Raw genomic sequence first — 16,603 nt, forward strand, 5'->3', positions numbered from 1 at the left:
CCACGCCCTCCCCACGTCCCCTTGCGGCCCGGCCCGGCCCGCACCTGCGACCTCGCCGGTACGACGCCTGACGGACGCGTCCCAGCTCTCCGTACCCCCGAGCCCCCGCACACTCCCGATCGAGGAGGCACCGCCTCATGCGCGTCACCACCCGCCGCTCCGGCCGCCGACGGGCGACTGCCGGACTGACGGTACTGGCCTCCGCCATGGCCCTGACCCTTCCGTCCGCCGCAGCACACGCCGCCGCACAGCCGGGTGCGGACCCCTCCCGGAAGCCGCCCACGGCGTACGTGGACGTCTCCGTGGCCACCGTGTGGACCAGCCCGCACAGCGCCCGCCCCGTCGATGCGCCCGCCCTCGGTGACCCGGCACGCCCGGACGCGTGGCTGCGGGCCATGACCGCCGAGCAGAAGCGCGCTCTGATCTCCCAGGGGCTGACGCAGACCCAGGTGCTGTACGGGCGCCCCGTGCACGTCCTGGAGCGGAAGGGCGAGTGGAGCAAGGTCGCCGTCCCCGACCAGTCCACCCCGAAGAACCCCCTCGGCTACCCGGGTTGGATACCCACGACCCAGCTCACCCGCAACGCCGGGTACGGCGCCGTCGCCGCACACCGGCCCTTCGCCCTGGTCGACAAGCACCTGCGGGCCCGGCTCTACGACGACCCGCAGCTGCGCTCCGCGGACCTGCGGATCGGTGTGAACACGCGGCTGCCGGTGCTGGCCCGGACGTCCGGGTCCGTTCTGGTGGACACCCCGGACCACGGCGCCGAGTGGCTGGCCGCCAAAGACGTCACGGTGTACCGGCACGCCACCGACATACCCCGCCCCACCGGGGCCGACCTGGTGCGCTTCGCGAAGAAGTTCCGGCGCCTGCCCTATCTGTGGGGCGGGCGCTCCGGATTCGGCGTCGACTGCTCCGGGTTCACCTCCACCGTGTACCAGGCACACGGCATCGAACTGCCGCGGGACGCCGACGCGCAGGCCGTGCAGGGCGGCGGCCACAAGGTGGCGCGGGACGACCTCGAACCCGGCGACCTGCTCTTCTACGCCCATGAGGAGGGAGCCGGGTCCATCTACCACGTCGCCCTGTACGTCGGAGACGGCAGGATGATCGAGGCACACGGCTCGAAGCCCGTCCGCATCGACCCGGTCCGCTTCGACGCCGACTACTGGGGCGCCATGCGCTACGTGTAGTGCCGCCGAGCGGGAGAGATGCCTCGTGGCGGGGCCCGGGCGGGACTCACAGGCCCTTTCGCATGAGGACGCACATCGTCTCGTGGCGACGGATCGACCCGTCGGGCCCTTCCTCGTCCCAGGCGTCGGGCTCACGACCGTACGCGGTGTAACCGAGACGCTCGTACAGGGCGCGGGCCCGGGGGTTGTCCTCCTCCACGGCGAGTTCGGCCCTGTGCAGGCCGCGGCCCCTGATCCGCTGTTCGGCCGCTCGGATCAGCAGCGTTCCCAGCCCGCGGGACCGGAGCGCGGGGAGCACGGCGAGTTGCCACACGGTTCCGGCTCCCTCGGACACGTGATAGTCGACGCCGCCGATCGCCACGGGTAGGTCCACCGGGGTGCACACGGCCAGGTAGTCCACCTCGCCCGACGCGGCGCGCGCCAGCTCCCGCTCGACGTGGCGCAGGTGGGTGGCCGAGCCCGACCAGGTGCAGGCGGGCAGGTCGTGCGGCGTAAGGTCGCGCACGCTGACGGGCAGGCCGATGGTGGCCTCGGCGAAGTTGTGTGCATCCATCACGACCATGAGCATGCCGACCAGCACAACTATGCCGCAACGCGGGGTGGTTGAGGTCAGCCCTTCGGCCGATCCGCTCGCTCCGCCGGGCGCCGGTGTGTCGGCCGAAAGGTCGATGTGGGCGCGGTGAGGCGGCCGTAGCGTCGATGACCGTGAGCACCGGACCCCCGCCAAGGAGGGGCCGCCGGCCTCACGCGAATCCTCGCCATGTCGAGGACCCCCCCCGGAGCCCACTCCGCATTCCGTGAACGCTGCGTGCGGAACCGCCTGCCGGCCGGCGCAGCCCGCAGGAGCCGCGCGGGCAATCGTGGGCACGGCTCTACCGTTCGGAGGACTTATGAAGTCATGGCGTACTCGCCTCGCTGTCGGCCTCGCCGCAGGTGCCGCGGCGGTCACCGTTCCGCTGACCGCCACCGGTGCTCTCGCCGACACGGCGTCCACAGGCACCGCACACACCGCCTCGGGGTGGGAGATAGCCGGCGGCTGGAGTTATCCGCAGGGGGAGGCGTTCTGCGAACAGGAGGCCAGGGAGGACTACTTCCCGCAGGGTTTCACGGACGTGGACTGTGTGGCCGATCCCGGGACCGGCCCCGACTTCTACACCATCTGGATCTACCGCCCCTGATCCCGGACCGACCCGGGTCATGCGCGGGGCGCTCTGCCGGGCGCCCCGCGGTGTCGGCCGCACCGCACCCCAGGGGGCTTCCGGATTCCGGAGGGGGGAATCCGGGAGGTTGAGCGACAGCGGCGGCCGGGGTTCCGTCCGGACCGGCGGCCTGCCGGTCCGGACGGAACGCCCTACGGCATGGCGACGACCGCCCGGCGGACGGCGGGCATGTCCGTGACGACACCGTCGAGCCCCAGCTCCCGGACGCGGGCCAGGTCCTCGTCGGTGTTGACGGTCCAACTGATGACCTCGATCCCGGCGGCGTGTGCACGCGCCACGATGTCCGCGTCCAGGTGCTGGAGCTCCAGCGACACCATGCCCGCGCCCAGTTCCCGGGCGCGCTCGGGCGCGCTGGGCGAGGAGCGGCCCGCCACCAGCACGATCGGGATGTCCGGCAGGTGCTCCCGGGTCTCGCGCAGCGCCTCGGCGTGGAAGGAGATCACGGTGACGCGGTCGTGCAGCTTGCGCCGCTCGATGGTCTCGGCGAGCACCCGTGCGGCCGCCCGGTCCTTGATCTCGGCCTGGAGCGGGCGGCGGACCGCGTCCACCACCTCCTCGAAGACCGGTACCCGCTCGCCCTCGCCCGCGTCCAGTGCACGCAGCTCCGCGAGGGTGAGTCCGCCGATGGGGCCCGACCCGTCCGTCGTGCGGGCCACATCGGCGTCGTGCATCACCACCAGGGCGCCGTCCTTGCTCAGGTGCAGGTCCAGCTCGATGACGTCGAGCCCTTCGCGTTCGGCGCGGACGAAGGAGCGCAGGGTGTTCTCGGGCTCGACGCCCATCACTCCGCGGTGTCCGACGGTGAGCAGCGGCACGGTGCGGTCTCGCTTTCGCGCGGGGTCGATCGGTGGCGCGGGCCAGACTAGCGGCCCGCCCGGAGTCCGGAACGGCGCCCCGGGCCGGGACTCGGAGGGTGGGGCCACCAGGGTGGCGGTGGGCTCGGTGGGGCTGGGTGGGGCTGGGTGGCCCGCACCTACGAGTAGCTGCCGGGGCCGCCGAGACATCGGGCGCGCTGGGAAACGTGTGCGCCGAAACCGTCATTGGCCGGAAGAATGACGGCGGTACCCCGATGTGCACAGGATAATCTTCTGCCCCCTCCTCTTGAGAGGGGGTGGCGTCGCGTATACGGTTTCCTTACGCGAGTTTCTCCTGTGGAGGGGTCAACATGACGGAAATCCTTTCGCCCGCGCCCGGCCGGGGTGGCGTTTCGCCGTCCGAGGGGGCTGCTGCCGGGAGCGTGGCCGCACACCCCGCCTGGGCCGCGCTGAAGGCGGCGGTGGAAGCGATCCGCCCTGCCCAGTCGAAGGACGGCTCCATCGACTTCGACGCCGAGGGCGCCCCCTCCCCGGAGTCCGTGCGGGCGGAACTCGAACGCGTCCTGAGTGCCGTCCAGGAGCTCTCGCCGCTGCTGCCGCACGACATCGCCTACCACCGCGCCCTGGTCGCCGACCTGCGCCGCTGGGCCGACGGCGGCTTCGGTGTGCCCGACTTCCTCGACTCGCTGCTCGCCTTCCAGCCCGCGCAGGACCGTGCCGACGGCCTCCAGCACCTGGTCGTCTTCCCCATGTACACGCAGAACGGCAACCCCGACCGCAACCTGGAGGCCGTCGTGCTGCGCATGGTGTGGCCCGACTGGCTGGCCGAGCTGGAGCGCACCCGCTACGACAACCCGCTGTTCTGCGGCATCACCTTCGAGGACTTCACCTCCGGCTACGACACCCACTCCGCCGTGCTCTTCCCGGAGACCATCGCCGTACGGGAGGCCCCCGAGCGCTTCACCTGGGGCGGCATCTTCTGCGACCGCGAGGCCGCCCGCTTCCGCCGCGTCGTCCAGGCGGCCTGCGAGGTCACCAGCCTGGAACTCCCCGAGGAGGCACGGGAACTGCTGGCCGACCAGGAGCGCTGTCAGCAGACGTTCGTACTGTGGGACATGGTCCACGACCGCACCCACAGCCACGGCGACCTGCCGTTCGACCCCTTCATGATCAAGCAGCGGCAGCCGTTCTGGATGTACGGCCTCGAAGAGCTGCGCTGCGATCTGACCGCCTTCCACGAGGGCGTCAAGCTGGAGGCGGACGGCCTTCCGCAGGGCCGCGACGTGCAGTACGCCATGATCCTGGAGCGGCTCTTCCGCTTCCCCGTGACCGGTGAGCGCAAGCGCAACTACGACGGCCTCGGCGGTCAGCTCCTGTTCGCCTACCTGCACCAGCACGACGCGCTGCGCTGGACCGACAACAAGCTGGCCATCGACTGGGACCGGGCCCGCCAGGTCACCGTCGCCCTCCGTGAGGAGATCGAGACCCTCTACCGCGCCGGTATCGACCGCCCCAAGCTGGTGCACTGGTTCAAGGCGTACGAGCTGGTCTCCACCTACCTCGCCCCGCACCCCGGCTCCACCTGGGCCAAGGGCCCCGACGCGCTGGACGTGAGCCTGCCGCCGCGCAAGCTGGTGGACGAGGTGCTGCCCGACGAGTTTCCGCTCAGCATGTTCTACGAGGCCCTCGCGAAGAAGCTGCGGGGTGTGATCGCATCGACCCAGGGCATCACTGCCGACAGCCCGGTCCAGGCCGCCGCGGCGTGAGCGGCGGGTCACAGCGCGGGCGGGCGGCTTGGTCGAGGGTCAGGCGAGCGAGGAGACGACACGGATGACGGACGAGACGACACGGCGCGGCTACGAGGGCAACGGGGAGGGCAGCCTGCAGGGGCGGGTGATCGCGGTCGCCGGAGCGGCGGGACCGGCCGGACAGGCCACCGTGCTGCGGCTCGCCGAGGAGGGCGCCACGGTGGTGGCCTGCGACGCGGACGCCGGGCGGCTGGCCCAGGCGGTGGACGCCGCGCGGTTCGCGCACGGTGGTGCGACGGTCACCGGCGACACCGTCGACCTGCTCGACCTGGCGCAGACCCGCGCCTGGGCGGCCAAGACCGAGAAGGAGTACGGCCGCGTCGACGGGCTCGTCCACCTGGTGGGCGGCTGGCGCGGTTCGGCCTCGTTCGCCGAGACCGACCTCGCCGACTGGGACACGCTCCACGAACTCCTCGTCCGCACTCTTCAGCACACCTCCCTCGCCTTCGAGGCCCCGCTCAAGCGCGCCGGAGACGGCCGGTTCGTCCTGATCAGCGCGCTGGGTGCGAGCAAGCCCACCGCGGGCAACGCCGCCTACGCGGCGTCCAAGGCCGCGGCCGAGGCATGGACGCTGGCGCTCGGTGACGCTTTCCGCAAGGCAGGGGGTGAGAGCCCGCCGCCCGCGGCCGCTGTCATCCTGGTGGTGAAGGCGCTGGTGAACGACCAGATGCGGGCCGACCGGCCGAACGCGAAGTTCGCGGGCTTCACGGACGTGGGGGACCTCGCCGAGGCCGTCGCCGACACCTGGAACAAGCCCGCAGAAGAGCTGAACGGAACCCGCCTGTGGCTGACGCCCAACCCCTGACCCCGCAGTCCTGTGCCACCGACGCCAAGCGTCACCACGACCCGGAGGTACGCGGCTTCGCCAGCGACAACTACGCCGGCGCCCACCCGGAGATCCTGGCGGCGCTGGCGCTGGCCAACGGAGGCCACCAGTCCGCCTACGGCGCGGACGACTACACCGCACACCTCCAGACGGTGGTGCGCAGTCACTTCGGGCAGCGCGCCGAGGCCTTCCCGGTCTTCAACGGCACCGGGGCCAACGTCGTCGCCCTCCAGGCGGTGACCGACCGGTGGGGTGCGGTGATCTGCGCCGACTCCGCACACATACACGTCGACGAGTGCGGTGCGCCTGAGCGGGTCGGCGGTCTGAAGCTGCTCACCGTACCCACCCCGGACGGCAAGCTGACGCCCGAGCTGATCGACCGGGAGGCGTACGGCTGGGACGACGAGCACCGTGCGATGCCGCAGGTGGTCTCGCTGGCGCAGAACACCGAGCTCGGCACGCTCTACACGGTCGAGGAGATACGCGCGCTGTGCGAGCACGCGCACGAGCGCGGCATGCTGGTCCACCTCGACGGCGCGCGGATCGCCAATGCCGCAGCCGCCCTGGACGTGCCCATGCGCGCCTTCACCAACGCCGCCGGGGTCGACATCCTCTCCCTGGGCGGCACCAAGAACGGCATGCTGTTCGGTGAGGCGGTCGTGGTCCTGAACCCGGACGCGGTCCGTCACATGAAGCACCTGCGCAAGCTGTCGATGCAGCTCGCCTCCAAGATGCGTTTCATCGCCGTGCAGTTGGAGGCGCTGCTCGCCGGCGACCTGTGGCTGCGCAACGCGCGGCACTCCAACGCGATGGCCCAGCGGCTGGCCGCGGGGGTCCGGGAGGTGGAGGGTGTCCAGCTCCTCCACCCCGTCCAGGCCAACGCCGTCTTCGCCCGCCTCCCGCACGACGTGAGCGAGCGCCTCCAGAAGCGCTACCGGTTCTACTTCTGGGACGAGGCGGCAGGCGACGTGCGCTGGATGTGCTCCTTCGACACCGCGGAGCAGGACGTGGACGGCTTCGTGGCCGCACTGCGCGAGGAGATGGGCCGCTGACGGTGTCCGGTCCCGGCGCAGTGGACGCCACCAACTGAATACATATGCGGCCCACTGCAACTCCATTGAATTACGGTGGGTCGCTTCGTACGCTCACGCGGCATGATGCTCACTCCCGTCACCGCAGACGAATCCGCCTACCTCGCCGCGGACGAGGCCGTCGACCACGCCCACCCCCTGGTCCGTGAGACGGCCGCCCGCCTGCTGACCGGCGTCGACGGAGACCTGGCCGCCTACGCGCGCGCCGCCTACGAGTTCGTCCGCGACACCGTCCCGCACTCGGCCGACGTGGGCGACTGGCGTCTGCCCTGGCGGGCCTCGGACGTGCTCGCACAGGGGGTCGGTATCTGCCACACCAAGTCGCACGCGCTGGTCGCCCTGTTGCGCGCCGAAGGGGTGCCGGCCGGGTTCTGCTACCAGAAGCTCGACGTCCTCCACGGGCTGATCGCGCTGCGCCTGCCCGGATCCGCCCGCTGGGTGCGGCAGGATCCGCGCGGCAACAAGCCCGGGGTCCAGGCCCGGTTCAGCCTCGGCCGGGAGCAACTCGGCTACGCCGTCCGGCCGCTGAAGGGGGAGTGCGACTATCCGGTGCTCTACGCCGGGCCCCATCCCGTCGTGCTCCGGGCGCTGCGTGAGGCCGAGGACCGCGCCCACCTGTGGCGACTGCTGGACGTGGCGCTCTAGCGCGGCCGTGCGGGCGAGCCGGGGGCGCTGCCAGGGCGGCGCTCCCGGTCGTGGCGTGTTTCGCGCCCTCCGTCCGCGCCCTGGTGTTTGAAGACCCCGGAGGTGTGAAAGAGTGCCAGTTATATAGGTGGCCGATACATATGACCTTCGGTGAACCTATTACTACGGGGGGTCGTTGCACGTCGGTCACGCGCACCGAAGGTCGAAGCCGGAGGAAACACATGTGCGGAATCACCGGGTGGGTCTCCTACGACAGGAACCTGGCATCCGAGAGGGCGACCGTCGACGCCATGACGGAGACCATGTCCTGCCGCGGCCCGGACGACGCCGGCACCTGGATAGCCGGCCCCGCCGCACTGGGTCACCGCAGGCTCGCCATCATCGACCTGCCCGGCGGCAGGCAGCCGATGACCGTCGAGACGCCCGAGGGCAGCGTCGCCATGGTCTACTCGGGGGAGACCTACAACTACACCGAGCTGCGCCGTGAGTTGACCGGCCGCGGCCACCGGTTCACCACCGACTCCGACACCGAGGTCGTCCTCCGCGCCTACCTGGAGTGGGGTCCGGCGCTCGCCGAGCGGCTGAACGGCATGTACGCGTTCGCCATCTGGGACAGCCGCAGCAAGCAGCTCGTCATGGTGCGCGACCGCATGGGCATCAAGCCGTTCTACTACGCCGAGACGTCCGACGGCGTGCTCTTCGGGTCCGAGCCCAAGGCGATCCTCGCCAACCCGCTGGCCCGCCGCGAGGTCACCCTCGACGGGCTGCGTGAGCTGTTCTCCTTCGTCAAGACCCCCGGCCACGCCGTGTGGGAGGGCATGCGCGAGGTCGAGCCCGGCACCGTGGTCACCGTGGACACGAACGGGGTGCGCACCCACGTCTACTGGCAGTTGGAGACCCGGGCACACACCGACGACAAGGACGAGAGCATCGCGCACGTGCGCGAGCTGATGGACGACATCGTGCGCCGCCAGCTCGTCTCCGACGTGCCGCGCTGCACCCTGCTCTCCGGCGGCCTCGACTCCTCCGCCATGACGGCACTGGCGGCCCGTCAGCTCCAGGAGACCGGCGAGACCGTCCGCAGCTTCGCCGTCGACTTCGTCGGGCAGACCGAGAACTTCGTCGCCGACGAACTGCGCGGCACCCCGGACACCCCGTTCGTCCACGACGTGGCCCGCGAGTCCGCCACCGACCACCAGGACATCGTCCTCAGCTCCGACGACCTGGCCGACCCCGAGGTGCGCTCCCGCGTCATCCGGGCCCGCGACATCCCCATGGGCCTCGGCGACATGGACGCCTCCCTCTACCTGCTGTTCAAGGCCATCCGGCAGCACTCGACGGTCGCCCTCTCCGGCGAGTCCGCGGACGAGGTCTTCGGCGGCTACAAGCACTTCTTCGACGAGGAGGCCCGCAAGGGCGAGACCTTCCCGTGGCTGGTGCAGTTCGCCCGGACCATCGGCGAGGACGACAACATCCTCAACGCCCCGCTGAACCGTGCCCTGGACCTGCCCGGCTACACCCGGGACAGCTACGCCTCGGCGGTGAACGGCATCCAGCGGCTGGAGGGCGAGAGCGACTTCGAGTACCGGATGCGGGTCATCTGCTATCTGCACCTGACCCGCTTCGTCCGCATCCTGCTGGACCGCAAGGACCGCGCCAGCATGGCCGTCGGACTGGAGGTCCGCGTGCCGTTCTGCGACCACCGGCTGGTGGAGTACGTCTACAACACGCCCTGGTCGCTGAAGTCCTTCGACGGGCGGGAGAAGAGCCTGCTTCGCGAGGCGACCGCCGACGTGCTGCCCCGCTCGGTGTACGACCGGGTCAAGAGCCCCTACCCCTCCACGCAGGACCCGAAGTACTTCACCGCCCTGCAGGAGAACGTCAAGGACCTGCTCGCCAAGCCCTCCCACCAGGTCTTCGACCTCGTCGAGCGGGAGTGGCTGGAGCGGGCGGTCACGATCGACACTCCGCAGCACAGCCAGGCCTCCCGGCGGGGCCTTGAGCGCGTGCTCGACCTGGCGCTGTGGATGGATATGTACGCCCCCACGATTACACTCGCCTGATCCGATCAGGACGAGCCCACGGGGGGAGCGATGGGGACCCGTCAGAACGAGGACGCGGCCTTCGACATGGTGATCGCCCTGCACCGGCTGCTGCGCTCACTGCGCAGGGCGAGCACCACGGGAGGGCTGCAGCCGACCCAGTTGATCGTCCTGTCCCTGCTGACCCAGGCGGGGCCCAGCAGGGTCGGCCAGATCGCCGAGCGGGTCCCCTGCTCCCAGCCGACCGCCACCGCCGTCGTGGCGGAGCTGGAAGCGCTCGGCTTCGCCCGCCGGGAGCCCGACCCCACCGACGGCCGCGCCACCCGCGTGGCCGTCACCGCCCTGGGGACCAGGGCGCTGCGGGACGTGGCGCACGGCGAGGCCGAGGAGCTGCTGGAGCGCCTCGGCTCGCTCCCCGAGGACGAGGTGGCCAGGGTGCTGGCTACGGCGCCGCTGCTGCGGAGACTCGCGGAGGCGGGCCGGTAGCTCCGCGTGGCTCCGCAGCAGCGCCGCCTACAGGGTGCGTGCCTGGGCCGGTGTCGGGGCCGCACCGCCCAGGTGAGCCGGCTGCCACCAGGCGCCGGCGGAGTCCGCGGGCGAGGCCGGGTAGGCCCGCTGGGCGGCTTCCAGCAGCTCACCGACCCGCTCGCGCAGCCGGTCGGTGACGCCCGTGGCCGGCTCGTCCGGGTCCGTCTCCACGGGGGTGCCGACCCGGATGCTGATGGGCAGGTGATGGCGGCCGAAGTCGCGCTTGTGGCCCTTGGTCCACAGCCGCTGGGTGCCCCACAGGGCCATCGGGACGAGCGGGACCCGCGCCTCCTGGGCCAGCCGTGCCGCGCCGGACTTGAAGTCCTTGAGGGTGAACGACCGGGAGATCGTCGCCTCCGGGAAGACCCCGATGACCTCGCCCGCGCGCAGGGCCGCCAGGGCGTGCGTGTAGGCGTGCTCCCCGCGGGAGCGGTCGACAGGGATGTGCTTCATGGCGCGCATCAGCGGCCCGGAGACCTTGTGCCGGAAGACCGACTCCTTGGCCATGAACCGCACCAGCCGCTTGGCGGGGCGGGCGGCCAGCCCGGTGAAGATGAAGTCCAGGTAGCTGATGTGGTTGCTCACCAGGACGGCCCCGCCGCGGTGGGGCACGTGCTCGGCGCCGCGGACGTCGAAGCGCAGGTCGAGCGCCTTGAACCACGCCCGTGCCGCACCGATCACGGGTGGGTAGAGGAGATCGGCCATGTGGGGACCCTTCGTCTCGGAGGCCTGCAAGCGGTCTCCAGCAGGCCGAGCGGTGCCGGAACCCGGTCTGCCGCGGTCCCGTACTTACGGGTGCGTAACTTCCGGCATCGGCAGATCGTTCCCCAAAGCGTTGCTCCTGGCTAGCCTCGCGGCAGACTTGTCCGTAAGGGCGTGGGAATCGAGCGGGAATTCCGCATCGGCGCCGGATTGGAGGCCTTTCGTGGTGGAGCGGGTGAACGCCGAGCTGCTCGGCGTGCGGGAGCTGGGGGAGCGGGCGACGCTCGTGCAGTTCTCCAGCGCCTTCTGCCGGCCCTGCCATGCGACCCGCCGTGTCCTGGGGGAGGTGGCCGCCATGGTCGACGGTGTGGTGCACGTCGAGATCGACGCGGAGGAGCACCTGGGGCTGGTCCGGGAACTGGAGGTCACCGGTACGCCCACCGTGCTCGTGCTGGACGGCGCGGGGCGCCTCGTCAAGCGGGCCACCGGGCAGCCGCGGAAGGCCGACGTCATCGCCGCGCTGGGCTCCGCCCTCGCCTGAAACCCCCTCTGGCCAGGGCGCGGTCCGGCCCGGGGCGTGACCCAGATCCCCTCCCGGGACACTCGCTTCGCACCGCCCCGCGTGATGGAGTTGGGCCGTCACTCTCTCCGTTGGCAACGTCACAGTTCGGCGGTCTTGAGAACGGGGAACGTGCTGGGTGTACTGACGAGTAATATTGTGGACGGACCGCCGGCCCCATGAGGGCCGGAACCGTAAGTCGAAGCAGTAGGAGAGCCGGCGTGAGCTTGAGGATCGTTGTCTGTGTGAAGTACGTGCCCGACGCCACCGGTGACCGGCACTTCGCGGAGGACCTGACCACCGATCGCGAGTCGGTCGACGGCCTGCTCTCCGAGCTGGACGAGTACGCGGTCGAGCAGGCGCTGCAGATCGGGGAGTCCGACGGTGTCGAGGACGCGGAGATCACCGTGCTGACCGTCGGCCCCGAGGACGCCAAGGACGCCCTGCGCAAGGCGCTGTCCATGGGTGCGGACAAGGCCGTCCACGTCGAGGACGACGACCTGCACGGCACCGACGCGCTGGGCAGCTCGTACGTGATCGCCAAGGCCATCGAGAAGACCGGCTACGACCTGGTCGTCTGCGGTATGGCCTCCACCGACGGCACCATGGGTGTGCTGCCCGCGATGCTCGCCGAGCGGCTGGGCGTGCCGCAGGTGACGCTCCTGTCCGAGGTCTCCGTCCAGGACGGCAAGGTGACCGGACGGCGCGACGGCGACGCTGCCACCGAGCAGCTGGAGGCGCAGCTCCCCGCCGTCGTCTCCGTCACCGACCAGTCGGGCGAGGCGCGTTACCCCTCCTTCAAGGGGATCATGGCCGCCAAGAAGAAGCCCGTCGAGTCGCTGGACCTGGACGACCTGGACATCGAGGCCGACGAGGTGGGGCTGGACGGCGCCTGGACCAAGGTCGAGGACGTGACCGAGCGCCCGCCGCGGACCGCGGGCACCGTCGTCAAGGACGAGGGCGACGGCGGCAAGCAGCTCGCGGGCTTCCTCGCGGAGCGCAAATTCGTCTGAAGCAGCCCGGCGAGCCGGTAGTGCGTCCGAGCCGCTGCTTCTTCCCCGACCTCCCTTTCCGAACCCGCGCAGGAGAGCAATCCCATGGCTGAAGTCCTTGTCTACGTCGACCACGTGGACGGCGCCGTCCGCAAGCCCACCCTCGAACTGCTGACCCTGGCCCGCAAGCTGGGCGACCCGGTCGCCGTGCACCTGGGTCCGAACGCGGCCGAGGCAGCGGGCACGCTCGCCGAGTACGGCGCCGCGCGTGTGCTGGCCGCGGACGCGCCCGAGTTCGCCGACTACCTCGTCGTGCCGAAGGTGGACGCGCTCCAGGCCGCCTACGACTCCGTCTCGCCCGCCGCCGTGCTGGTGCCCTCGTCCGCCGAGGGCAAGGAGATCGCCGCGCGGCTCGCCGTGCGCATCGGCTCCGGCATCATCACCGACGCCGTGGACCTGGAGTCCTCCGACGAGGGCCCGGTCGCCACCCAGTCGGTCTTCGCCGCCGCGTACACCACCAGGTCCCGGATCACCACGGGCACCCCGGTCATCACCGTCAAGCCGAACTCGGCCACGCCGGAGGCGGCCGCCGCGGCCGGTACCGTCGAGGAGCTGTCGGTCGGCTTCGGCGAGACCGCCACCGGCACGAAGGTCACCTCGCGCACCCCGCGCGAGTCCACCGGCCGCCCCGAGCTGACCGAGGCCGCGATCGTGGTCTCCGGCGGCCGCGGCGTCAACGGTGCCGAGAACTTCCCGCTGATCGAGGGCCTGGCCGACTCGCTGGGCGCCGCTGTCGGTGCCTCGCGCGCCGCGGTGGACGCCGGCTGGTACCCGCACTCCCACCAGGTCGGCCAGACCGGTAAGAGCGTCTCGCCGCAGCTCTACATCGCCACCGGCATCTCCGGCGCCATCCAGCACCGGGCCGGCATGCAGACGTCCAAGACGATCGTGGCCGTCAACAAGGACTCCGAGGCCCCGATCTTCGAGCTGGTCGACTACGGCGTGGTGGGCGACCTGTTCGAGGTCGTCCCGCAGCTCACCGAGGAGATCAGGACCCGCAAGGGCTGACGAGGCCGCTGCCGTCCACCCGAAGGGCCCCGCACCAGGTCGTGGTGCGGGGCCCTCGGCGTGCGGCGCCGGTTCTCCTCTGGTCAGAAGGAGAAGACGGAGGCGCCTTCGGTGCCTCGCACGCAGGGGTTGGCGTAGGTGTGCGCGAAGTCGACACGCTCGCCCTCCCACACGCCCTGCGCGGTGACGGTGACCGGCTGCCACTCGCGCGTGCACAGCTGCTCGGCTCCGCCGGACAGTGCGGCGAAGTCGCCCTGCGCGGCGCGGAGCTGGGCGCAGGCCCGGTCGGGGGCGGGGTGCGTGCCGGACGCGGTGGGTGTGCAGCTCAGTGTGACGGCCCGCTGGGGGGTGGCGGCGGCGTCGGTCCCGGTGGTGACGGTCAGGACGAGCGCCGAGGGCGCGTACAGCGAGGTGGGCCGGGCGGGGGCGGCCTGGGTGGGCGCTGCCGTGAGGGCGAGCGCGCCGGCGGTCCCGGTGATCACGGCCGCCAGGGCGAGGGCGGCTCTCCGGGGCGCGGTCTTCCGCATTGTGTGCTTCCTTCCGCTTTGAGGGTAAGTGCCGGATCGGCGAGCTCGAGTCTGCCGAGTCCGGCCACCGAAAGCACATCGCCACCACGCGTTTCGGTAACGTTGTGCATTGAATCAGTGGCGCAAAGTTACTCCCCGCGGACCGTATCCCCTGCGGCAACACCCCGCTGTTCGCCTCCCGTTCAGCCGCACTGGCCGGATCCCACCCCTGTACAACGGCCGGATTCCGGGCGCTGCCCCCGAGGGAGGCGGTAACGGCGCCCCGCCCTGAGGGGGCCGCCTGTGGCGGTCCGTGGCGTGCGGGGACCCCTTGACTGGCTGGTCAGCGGACCATACGGTCGCCGCAACCAGCTTCAACGTTTTGTTGATTACGGTCGTGAGTCGTCAGGGAGAGGGAGCGTAGATGTCGCAGGGTGGGACGGTCGGTACCAGCTTGGACGCCGGTGTCGTGGCTCAGGTGACCGAGTCGCTGGCGCCGGTGGACGCCGAGCTCGCACGGCGGTACCCGGGGGATGCGGGGACGCGGCAACCGGTGCACACGGTCTATGTGCCCGCCGACACCGTCACCCCGAGCACACTCCGCGAGTGGGGCGAGGCGGCGCTCGCGCTGCTGGACGCCCACGCGCCCGACGCCGACACGCTCGCCGAGGTCCTGGGTCTCGACGCGGACCTGGCCGGCCCCGTCCACGACCGCATACGCGACAAGCTGCGCCGGGAGCCCGTCGAGGACCTGCGGATCGACTTCGAGGACGGATACGGGGTCCGCCCCGACGCCGAGGAGGACGCCGCCGCGGTCCGCGCCGCCGAGCTCGTCGCCGACGCCTTCGCCGAAGGGGCCGAGGGCCCGACCCCGGCGTACGCCGGTATCCGCATGAAGTGCATGGAAGCCGCCGTCCGCGACCGCGGTATCCGCACCCTCGACCTGTTCCTCACCGGCCTGATGGAGGCCGGCAGGCTGCCCGACGGGCTGGTGCTGACCCTGCCGAAGGTGACCTACGCGGAGCAGGTCACCGCGATGGTCCGGCTCTGCGAGGAGTTCGAGAAGGCCCGCGGGCTGGAGCCCGGCCGCATCGGCTTCGAGATCCAGATCGAGACCACCCAGTCGATCCTGGGCCCCGACGGCCGCGCCACCGTGGCCCGCATGATCGACGCGGCCCAGGGCCGGGCGACCTCGCTGCACTACGGCACCTTCGACTACAGCGCCTCCTGCGGAGTCTCCGCCGCCCACCAGGCGATGGACCACCCGGCCGCCGACCACGCCAAGGCCGTCATGCAGGTGGCCGCCGCCGGGACCGGCGTCCGGCTCTCGGACGGCTCCACCAACATCCTGCCGGTGGGCGACCGCGCCCAGGTCCACCACGCCTGGCGGCTGCACCACGGGCTGGTGCGCCGCTCGCTGGCCCGTGCCTACTACCAGGGCTGGGACATGCACCCCGGCCACCTGCCCACCCGCTACGCCGCCGTCTACGCCTTCTACCGCGAGGGCATGCGCCGCGCGGGTGAGCGGCTGGCGGCCTACGTGGGGCAGTCCGGAGGCGACGTCATGGACGAGCCGGCGACCGCACGCGCGCTCAGCGGCTACCTGCTGCGCGGCCTGGACTGCGGTGCGTTGGACACCGCCGAGGTCCGGAAGGTCTCCGGGCTCGACCGGCCCGAACTCGACCGCCTCGCGGGGCGCTGAGCCCCCCGGTTCCCGGGCGGCCGCCCTGGTCTCGCGCGGCTGCCCGGCCCCGTCCGGCCGGTCAGCGGGCCTCCGTCGCCGACGAGGCGCGCAGCAGACGGAGTTGACCGATCTCGGCGGCGTTCTTCATCAGCTCCGCGTTCACCCACGCCACCATGTGCGCGACGGTGTGTGCCGGGTCGCGGTCCCAGGGGAAGGGCGCCGTCGCGTCCAGCTCCGCGTCGGTCAGCCCGTCCAGTACCCCCAGCCACTCCTCCCGCAGACCGCGCAGCCAGGCCACGGTGGCCGCCTCGTCGCCGGGAAGGCCGATCTCGGTGCGGTCCCGCGGTGGGCGGCCCCGCGCGTGGTCGAGCGTGACGCTCCACCACCAGCCCAGGTGCCAGCTCAGCCACCCCATGGTCGGGGCGGGCACCGGGTCGGGCTCCGTCTCGGCGAAGTCCGGCACCCAGCCGCCCTCGGGCCCGAGGCGGACCGTCCAGCAGCGCGGGCCCGGCTCCCACAGCAGGTCGCCGGGCGCAAGCCGCTCCAAGTGGTACGCGAACAGGGACCAGGTCAGGTCGAACTGGAAGCGCAGCAGATCACGTCGGGGTGTGTCCATCGGCCGATCCTGTCCGATGGAAGTGGCCGAGGGGCACCGGTTTTCCGCGCCACCACTCGCCACCACTCACCACCGCTCGCCACCACCCGCCGCCGCTCACCCGCCTCGGCCGCGCACGCCGCGCAGTCCCCGCGTGGCGTTGCCCAACGTCTCCGCCCCGGCCCGGGCCCCGGGCCCGGAGGGCCGCGGCTAGGACTTGTCCGGGCGATCAAGTGCGCAGCCAGATGACCAGGGCTGCTGCTGTGGCGGTGCCGAGGAAGACGTACCCGCGTTTGTCGTAGCGGGTGGCGATTGCCCGGGACTGCTTT

The 16,603-nt window shown here is 71.6% G+C and carries 17 protein-coding genes; 12 read left to right on the forward strand and 5 right to left on the reverse strand.

Annotation, left to right across the window (positions count from 1 at the left end; translation table 11 throughout):
• Positions 1–137 precede the first annotated feature (137 nt).
• The gene (locus tag H297_RS0123380; RefSeq protein ID WP_027739035.1) at positions 138–1,193 is read left to right on the forward strand and encodes an NlpC/P60 family protein; all 1,056 of its coding nucleotides are present in this window, start codon (positions 138–140) and stop codon (positions 1,191–1,193) included.
• 46 nt (positions 1,194–1,239) lie between these two features.
• Here the strand turns inward: H297_RS0123380 and H297_RS0123385 are convergent, their stop codons facing one another.
• The gene (locus tag H297_RS0123385) at positions 1,240–1,761 is read right to left on the reverse strand and encodes a GNAT family N-acetyltransferase (RefSeq protein WP_027739036.1); all 522 of its coding nucleotides are present in this window, start codon (positions 1,759–1,761) and stop codon (positions 1,240–1,242) included.
• Between the two features lie 322 nt (positions 1,762–2,083).
• Between H297_RS0123385 and H297_RS38005 the strand changes: the two genes are divergently transcribed.
• A complete protein-coding gene (locus H297_RS38005) occupies positions 2,084–2,371 on the forward strand; it encodes a hypothetical protein (protein WP_037795194.1) in 288 nt (95 codons plus the stop codon).
• Between the two features lie 173 nt (positions 2,372–2,544).
• Here the strand turns inward: H297_RS38005 and H297_RS0123395 are convergent, their stop codons facing one another.
• Positions 2,545–3,228, reverse strand: a complete 684-nt coding sequence (locus H297_RS0123395; protein ID WP_027739037.1) for a glycerophosphodiester phosphodiesterase family protein — start codon at positions 3,226–3,228, stop codon at positions 2,545–2,547.
• A 350-nt stretch (positions 3,229–3,578) separates the two neighbouring features.
• On the opposite strand from H297_RS0123395, the gene H297_RS0123400 reads away from it, so the two are divergent.
• The 6 genes from H297_RS0123400 (at position 3,579) to H297_RS0123425 (ending at position 10,126) form a co-directional block, all read left to right on the forward strand.
• Positions 3,579–4,994, forward strand: a complete 1,416-nt coding sequence (locus tag H297_RS0123400) for a DUF6421 family protein (RefSeq protein ID WP_027739038.1) — start codon at positions 3,579–3,581, stop codon at positions 4,992–4,994.
• 64 nt (positions 4,995–5,058) lie between these two features.
• Positions 5,059–5,841, forward strand: coding sequence for an SDR family NAD(P)-dependent oxidoreductase (locus H297_RS0123405; RefSeq protein WP_027739039.1), 783 nt, complete (start codon positions 5,059–5,061; stop codon positions 5,839–5,841).
• A complete protein-coding gene (locus H297_RS0123410) occupies positions 5,820–6,914 on the forward strand; it encodes a threonine aldolase family protein (RefSeq protein WP_051352103.1) in 1,095 nt (364 codons plus the stop codon). Before H297_RS0123405 ends, H297_RS0123410 begins: the two co-directional genes overlap by 22 nt.
• Before the next feature lie 102 nt (positions 6,915–7,016).
• On the forward strand, positions 7,017–7,598 hold the full coding sequence (locus H297_RS0123415) for a transglutaminase-like domain-containing protein (protein WP_027739041.1): 582 nt from the start codon (positions 7,017–7,019) through the stop codon (positions 7,596–7,598).
• 221 nt (positions 7,599–7,819) lie between these two features.
• Positions 7,820–9,661 (forward strand): asparagine synthase (glutamine-hydrolyzing), encoded by a 1,842-nt coding sequence (gene asnB / locus H297_RS0123420; RefSeq protein WP_027739042.1) that lies wholly within the window; start codon positions 7,820–7,822, stop codon positions 9,659–9,661.
• A gap of 30 nt (positions 9,662–9,691) precedes the next feature.
• Complete coding sequence (locus H297_RS0123425) at positions 9,692–10,126, forward strand: MarR family transcriptional regulator (protein ID WP_027739043.1); 435 nt, start codon at positions 9,692–9,694, stop codon at positions 10,124–10,126.
• A 27-nt stretch (positions 10,127–10,153) separates the two neighbouring features.
• On the opposite strand, the gene H297_RS0123430 is transcribed toward H297_RS0123425, so the two are convergent.
• Positions 10,154–10,873 carry a lysophospholipid acyltransferase family protein gene (locus H297_RS0123430; protein ID WP_027739044.1) on the reverse strand — a complete coding sequence of 240 codons (720 nt, stop codon included), beginning with the start codon at positions 10,871–10,873 and terminating at the stop codon, positions 10,154–10,156.
• A gap of 220 nt (positions 10,874–11,093) precedes the next feature.
• On the opposite strand from H297_RS0123430, the gene H297_RS0123435 reads away from it, so the two are divergent.
• From H297_RS0123435 to H297_RS0123445, 3 genes are all read left to right on the forward strand, one after another.
• Positions 11,094–11,411, forward strand: coding sequence for a thioredoxin family protein (locus H297_RS0123435; RefSeq protein WP_064744863.1), 318 nt, complete (start codon positions 11,094–11,096; stop codon positions 11,409–11,411).
• Between the two features lie 239 nt (positions 11,412–11,650).
• Positions 11,651–12,442: an electron transfer flavoprotein subunit beta/FixA family protein gene (locus tag H297_RS0123440; protein ID WP_078514493.1), complete on the forward strand. Its 792-nt coding sequence runs from the start codon at positions 11,651–11,653 to the stop codon at positions 12,440–12,442.
• 84 nt (positions 12,443–12,526) lie between these two features.
• On the forward strand, positions 12,527–13,489 hold the full coding sequence (locus tag H297_RS0123445; RefSeq protein ID WP_027739047.1) for an electron transfer flavoprotein subunit alpha/FixB family protein: 963 nt from the start codon (positions 12,527–12,529) through the stop codon (positions 13,487–13,489).
• 83 nt (positions 13,490–13,572) lie between these two features.
• Here H297_RS0123445 and H297_RS0123450 read toward each other — a convergent pair whose 3' ends face one another.
• Positions 13,573–14,016 (reverse strand): subtilase-type protease inhibitor, encoded by a 444-nt coding sequence (locus H297_RS0123450; RefSeq protein ID WP_027739048.1) that lies wholly within the window; start codon positions 14,014–14,016, stop codon positions 13,573–13,575.
• Positions 14,017–14,419: 403 nt separating this feature from the next.
• Between H297_RS0123450 and H297_RS0123455 the strand changes: the two genes are divergently transcribed.
• Positions 14,420–15,697 carry a DUF6986 family protein gene (locus H297_RS0123455; protein WP_027739049.1) on the forward strand — a complete coding sequence of 426 codons (1,278 nt, stop codon included), beginning with the start codon at positions 14,420–14,422 and terminating at the stop codon, positions 15,695–15,697.
• 61 nt (positions 15,698–15,758) lie between these two features.
• Here the strand turns inward: H297_RS0123455 and H297_RS0123460 are convergent, their stop codons facing one another.
• Positions 15,759–16,295 (reverse strand): DinB family protein, encoded by a 537-nt coding sequence (locus H297_RS0123460; protein WP_027739050.1) that lies wholly within the window; start codon positions 16,293–16,295, stop codon positions 15,759–15,761.
• Between the last annotated feature and the right edge of the window lie 308 nt (positions 16,296–16,603).

Source organism: Streptomyces sp. CNT360 (genome assembly GCF_000424785.1).